Genomic DNA, 5,071 nt, shown 5'->3' on the forward strand with positions numbered 1-5,071 from the left:
GACGATGGCGGCGACCGACAGGAGGGCCAGGACGACGTCGAACGCCATGATCCGGTCGCGGAACCTCGGGGCCGCCGGGAACAGGAAGAACGTGAGGAAAAGGACCAGTCCGACATGGATGGCCCGCAGGACCTGGGCGGGTACGATCCCGTAGGCGGCGTACAGGTGGAAGAGCGACATGAGGACGCCCACCGCGACGAGAAACGTCCGGATCTTCCCCTGGAAGTGGCTGGCCGCCCCCTCTTCGGCCTCCACGAATTTTTCGGCTTCCTTCAGGGCCTCTTCGCTGACCCCGATGTCGAGCCCGGCGGTCTCCGGTCCGTTTTCCCCGGCGCGCCTGTCGGTCACCGCCTACTCCGTAGCCATGCGAGGATTCACGTCCGCCGCAATTTTCCCGCGGCCCACCGGATTCCGCGGATCGCCGGGGAGACCTCCGCCACGCGGAGCGTGATCCGGTCGCCGGGATCGCCCAGGGCTAGGAACGGGATCCGCCGGCCGCCCAAGGTCAGCGTCTGCGCCTCTTCCATGGCCACACGGAACACGATCGTCCGCATCGGGCGATTCATGGCGTGGAACGGCCGGGAGTCGCTGAATCCGAAATACTCCAGCACCGCCCCGCTTTCGCTGCGGACGCCGGTCAGGACCAGCTCCCCGCCCGGGCCCACCGAGAACTCCTCGACCACCGGCCGGCGGTAGATGGAGTGGTGGTACGTGATGGAGAACGCATCCCCCGTCTTCACGGGGTACATCGCCACGATCCCCCGACCGTCGTTCCCGAATTCGAGCACGGTCGTCGGCCGCAGGAGGAGAGCCCCTCCCGCGGCGGCCAGCAGCAGGAGGGACAGGCCTCGCGTCCGGCGCACGCAGGGTCAGTGCTTCTTCACGCCCATCTCGGCGAAATATTTCAGGGCGCCGGGATGGAACGGGATGGGCGATCCCCCCTGGAGCTGGCTCTCGAGCGAGATGTGCTGGGCTTCCTTGTGCACGGCCACGAGCTCCGGCTTCTTCTCGAAGATCGTCTTCGTGATCCTGTAGGCCAGCTTGTCGTCCAACTTCTCGTTCACCGCCAGGATGTTCCAGACCGAGAGGATGCTCACTTCCTTGTCCTGGCCGGGATACGTTTTCGCGGGGATCCTGTCCTTGATGTACATGGGCCCGTATTTCTTCACCATGGCGGGGATCGCGTCGGAATGGTCCAGGAGCTTGATCTTCTGGCCCGGGGTGGCGCCCAGGTCGACCACCGCCGCCGTGGGAAGGCCGCCCGACCAGATGAAGGCGTCGATCTTGTTGTCCTTGATCGCGCCCACCGATTCCGCCACGCTCAGCTTCTCCCGCTTGACGTCCTTCTCGGGGTTGAGGCCGTACGCCTCGAGGAGGCGAAGCGCGATGAGTTCCGTCCCGCTTCCGGGCGCGCCGGTCGAGATCCTCTTCCCCTTCAGGTCGCTCATCTTCTCGATGCCTCTGCCCTGGACGGTCACGACCTGGGTCTTGTTGGCGTAGAGGACGACGATGGCCCGCAGGGGAACCTTCCCCGGGAATTTCCCGGTGCCGTTGAACCCCTCCCAGGCGCTGTCCGACATGGTGAAGGCGATGTCCGCCTTGCCGGCGCCGATGAGCTTCAGGTTGTCGATCGAGGCGCTCGTCACCTCCGCGGTGGCCGCGATGCCCGGCAGATGCTTGGACAGCACGTTCGCGACGGCCCCCCCCAGCGGGTAGTACACGCCGCCCGTTCCGCCGGTGACGACGGAAAGGCGCGTCTTTTCCTCCGCCATCGCCGGGAGGGCGAAAAGCGCCAGGGCGAGCGACAGAACGGCCGGAACGGACCGCTTCATAGGAATCCTCCTTAGTCCCGTTAAAAGTCGGTAGATAATAAAACACGAGTATAAACCGAAATGGCGCCCGAAACGATCCGGAATAACGAGATGCCTATTCGGCGACGATCCGTTCCTTCAGAACGGCGGCGGTATGCTCGCCCAGGAGGGGCGGAGGAAGCCGGTACTCGACCGGCGTCCCCGAGAACTTCATGGGCGATCCGATCAGCCGCACCTTCCCGGCGGCGGGGTGGTCCATCTCGACGATCATTTCCCTTGCGGCGGCGTGGGGATCGGCCAGGACGGCGTCCACGGAGTGGATCGGGCCGGCCGGGATCCCTTCCCTCCACAGGTTTTCGATCCAGAAGGAGCTGTCGCGGCCCGGGAAGATCTTCTCCAGCAACGGGATCAACTCTCCCCGGTTTTTCACCCGGTCGGGATTGGTCGCGAACCGCGGGTCCGAGGCCAGCTCCCGGGCGCCCGCGATCTCGCAGAATTTCCGCCACTGGCCGTCGTTCCCGATTCCGACCGCGATGCGCCGGTCCTTCGCACGGAACACCTGGTAGGGGACGATGTTCGCATGGGCGTTTCCGTAGCGGCCGCCGACCTCCCCCGAAACGAGGTAGTTGCTCCCGACGTTGGCGAGCCAGGAGATCGCCGAGTCCATGAGCGAAAGGTCGATGCGCTGCCCCCGCCCGCTCCTGTCGCGTTCCCGGAGCGCCGCCAGGATCGCCACGGCGGCGTACAGTCCGGTCGTAAGGTCCACGGTCGCCACGCCGAGCTTCATCGGCTCCCCGCCGCTCTCCCCCGTGATGCTCATCAGCCCGCTCATCGCCTGGATGATGAAATCGTACCCGGGGACTTCGCGGTAGGGCCCGGTCTGTCCGTACCCCGTGATGCTGCAGTAGACGAGGCGCGGATTCCTTCCCTTCAGCTCCTCGTACCCCAGCCCCATCTTCGCGGCAACGCCGACGCGGAAGTTCTCGACCACGACGTCGCTCGCGGCCGCGAGATCCCGCGCGATCCCCGCGTCTTCCTCCGTCTTCAGGACCAGCGCGACGCTTCGCTTGTTCCGGTTGACGCAGAGGTAGTACGCCGATTCGCCGGCCGCGAACGGGGGGCCCCATTCCCGCGTGTCGTCCCCCGTCCCCGGCCTCTCCACCTTGATCACGTCGGCCCCCAGGTCGCCGAGGATCATCGTGCAGAAAGGCCCCGCGAGGACCCTCGAAAGATCGACCACGCGGATCCCGCTCAACGGACCGGCCATGCGCGCCTCCTCCACCCGTCTCCCGTCGTTCCCCGTCGATTCAAAGCGCAAGCGGCCGGGCGAGATCCTCGCCCGGAAGGGTCCGGTCCAGGACCGCCCGGAGCTGTTTCGCCGCGTCGGGGGAGAGAGCGGCGCCGGGGTGCCGCACCCGCCCGCCCGCAATCAGCCCCCGCATCCGGAGGATCTCCTTCCGGACGGCCACCCCCGGCTGCTGCTCGAACACGATCAGCGGAAGAAATCGCCGGTAGAGCGCCCACGCGTCGTCCATCCGGTTCTCCCGGACCGACTTCACGATGGCGATCAGGACTTCGGGGAAGGCGAACCCGGTCATGAAGCCGGAGCTTCCGCATTCGAGGTCGAACATTCCGTAGAGCGCCCCCAGTCCCGTCAGGATGGGCACCTTGCGGCTCGTCATACCGCGGACCAGCGCGGCGATTCTCGTCGGCGTGGGAGGCGCCTCCTCCTTGATGCACGCGACCCCCGGGATCTCCCGGACGATCCGGAGCAGCAGCTCGACCGACATGTGGACTTCGGTGGAGGCGGGGTGGTCCTGGACGACGACCGGGATGGAAATCCCCCCGACCGACCGCCGGAAATATTCGAAGACGCGATCCTCGTTCGGAACCGGCTCCCTCGACGGCGTCACCATCACGGCTGCCGCCCCGAGCGACTCCGCCATCCGACTGAGCGTTCCCGTCGCGGCGGACCCCTTGTGGCTGGTCCCGACGATCACCGGGATGCGCCCCCCGGCGGCGGCCACCGCGGTCCGGATCAGCCGTTCCCGTTCGGCATCGACCATCCGTCCGGATTCGCCGAGGACGCCGAGGATCGTCACGCCATCGACCCCGATGTCCGCCATGAAACGGACCAGGCGGCCGAACGATTCCAGGTCGACGTTCTCTTCGTCGTCGAACGGTGTCGCGAGAATCGGATAAACCCCCTCGAAATTCCCCTGTGGCGGCATGGGCGGACTCCTCCGGGCGACGGACCCTTTTCCTGGGCGATCCCGGTCATTATACCCATGCCGAAGATTCAATCCTGCATGGGGGAAAACCTCCCGCGTGCGTTGGCCGTAAGATCGTTGCTCCGGATCGCATGACGATCGTCTCGATCCGCGCTTTATCGGGGTGAGAAGGAGGATTTGTATTGCGCGTTGTTGACGCGGGATTCCCCTTGCAGTATGATGCTTTTCCTCCCGGACGCGCCCTTAGCTCAGCTGGATAGAGCACTTGACTACGAATCAAGTGGCCAGAGGTTCGAATCCTCTAGGGCGCGCCATTCTTCCGTTGTCGCGCAATGCGAGGATTCGAAGTGGCCGAATCCTCCAGGGTGCGTCGTCCCTTTGAATGAGTTGGCTTCCCCGCAATGTTCGGCACACGACGCGCTGAATCTTTTGACAGGATTGACCGAGGTAATATGGTATGGACAAGCGCTGGGACAGGACCAGACTGCTCAAGGAAGGGAAGGAATTGTCCGCCTTCCTGGCACGACATGCCTTCAATCAGATTCCGGGCATGAGCGCTGTCGCGGCGCTGATCGTCGGTTCGTGGGTCGCTTCGACATTCACCACCTCTCCCTTCAGGGCGTTCATGGCCAGATGGGGTCTCATGAAGGGGGGCAGGCACGTCGTCAGCGGCAGCACCTACCAGTTTCTCTCCGTTGTCCTGCCGATCCTCGTGGCGGCGGTCACCGCATACGCGGTCAGCAAGATTCTGAAAGTCGTTCGTGAACAACAAATGCAGAAGAACATGATCAGGGTCTCGCAGCTTGGAGAAGAGATTCAGGTCCTCGTCAACGACAGGCTCGCCATCCTGGAAAAAGCGAAGGAGGCCGGACTGCTCTCCCCCGGGGAGTACCTCACGAAAAAGGCGAATCTGTACAACGAATATGCCAGAATTTCTTCCTCCCGGATCAAGGATCTGCTGATCGGCAAACTCACCAGCTGACGTATCCGGAATTCCAGTTCCGTCATCGTCATCGGCACGGATCCGGA

Annotated in this window: 6 protein-coding genes and 1 tRNA gene; 2 read left to right on the plus strand and 5 right to left on the minus strand. The window is 64.6% G+C overall.

Annotated elements, in window-relative coordinates; all coding sequences use genetic code 11:
• The 5 genes from HZB86_12135 to HZB86_12155 form a co-directional block, all read right to left on the minus strand.
• Window positions 1–348 (minus strand): C4-dicarboxylate ABC transporter permease (locus tag HZB86_12135; GenBank protein ID MBI5906272.1); only part of this gene is annotated, 348 nt, incomplete at its 3' end.
• Between the two features lie 26 nt (window positions 349–374).
• Entirely contained in the window at window positions 375–863 is a 489-nt protein-coding gene (locus HZB86_12140) for a DUF1850 domain-containing protein (GenBank protein ID MBI5906273.1), read from the minus strand.
• Between the two features lie 6 nt (window positions 864–869).
• Complete coding sequence (locus HZB86_12145; protein ID MBI5906274.1) at window positions 870–1,832, minus strand: TAXI family TRAP transporter solute-binding subunit; 963 nt, start codon at window positions 1,830–1,832, stop codon at window positions 870–872.
• Between the two features lie 94 nt (window positions 1,833–1,926).
• A complete protein-coding gene (locus HZB86_12150) occupies window positions 1,927–3,078 on the minus strand; it encodes a CoA transferase (protein ID MBI5906275.1) in 1,152 nt (383 codons plus the stop codon).
• Between the two features lie 40 nt (window positions 3,079–3,118).
• Window positions 3,119–4,042, minus strand: a complete 924-nt coding sequence (locus HZB86_12155) for a dihydrodipicolinate synthase family protein (GenBank protein MBI5906276.1) — start codon at window positions 4,040–4,042, stop codon at window positions 3,119–3,121.
• A gap of 237 nt (window positions 4,043–4,279) precedes the next feature.
• Here HZB86_12155 and HZB86_12160 point away from each other — a divergent pair.
• A tRNA-Arg gene (locus tag HZB86_12160) sits at window positions 4,280–4,356 on the plus strand.
• A gap of 143 nt (window positions 4,357–4,499) precedes the next feature.
• Window positions 4,500–5,024: a hypothetical protein gene (locus HZB86_12165; protein ID MBI5906277.1), complete on the plus strand. Its 525-nt coding sequence runs from the start codon at window positions 4,500–4,502 to the stop codon at window positions 5,022–5,024.
• Window positions 5,025–5,071 lie beyond the last annotated feature (47 nt).

The organism is Deltaproteobacteria bacterium, assembly GCA_016234845.1.
GTDB lineage: Bacteria > Desulfobacterota > Deferrimicrobia > Deferrimicrobiales > Deferrimicrobiaceae > JACRNP01.

Bases quoted from the DNA above. Each gene is read 5' to 3' on its own strand.
- HZB86_12145 (MBI5906274.1), bottom strand. From the start codon at position 1,832: ATGAAGCGGTCCGTTCCGGCCGTTCTGTCGCTCGCCCTGGCGCTTTTC.
- HZB86_12150 (MBI5906275.1), bottom strand. From the start codon at position 3,078: ATGGCCGGTCCGTTGAGCGGGATCCGCGTGGTCGATCTTTCGAGGGTC.
- HZB86_12155 (MBI5906276.1), bottom strand. From the start codon at position 4,042: ATGCCGCCACAGGGGAATTTCGAGGGGGTTTATCCGATTCTCGCGACA.
- HZB86_12165 (MBI5906277.1), top strand. From the start codon at position 4,500: ATGGACAAGCGCTGGGACAGGACCAGACTGCTCAAGGAAGGGAAGGAA.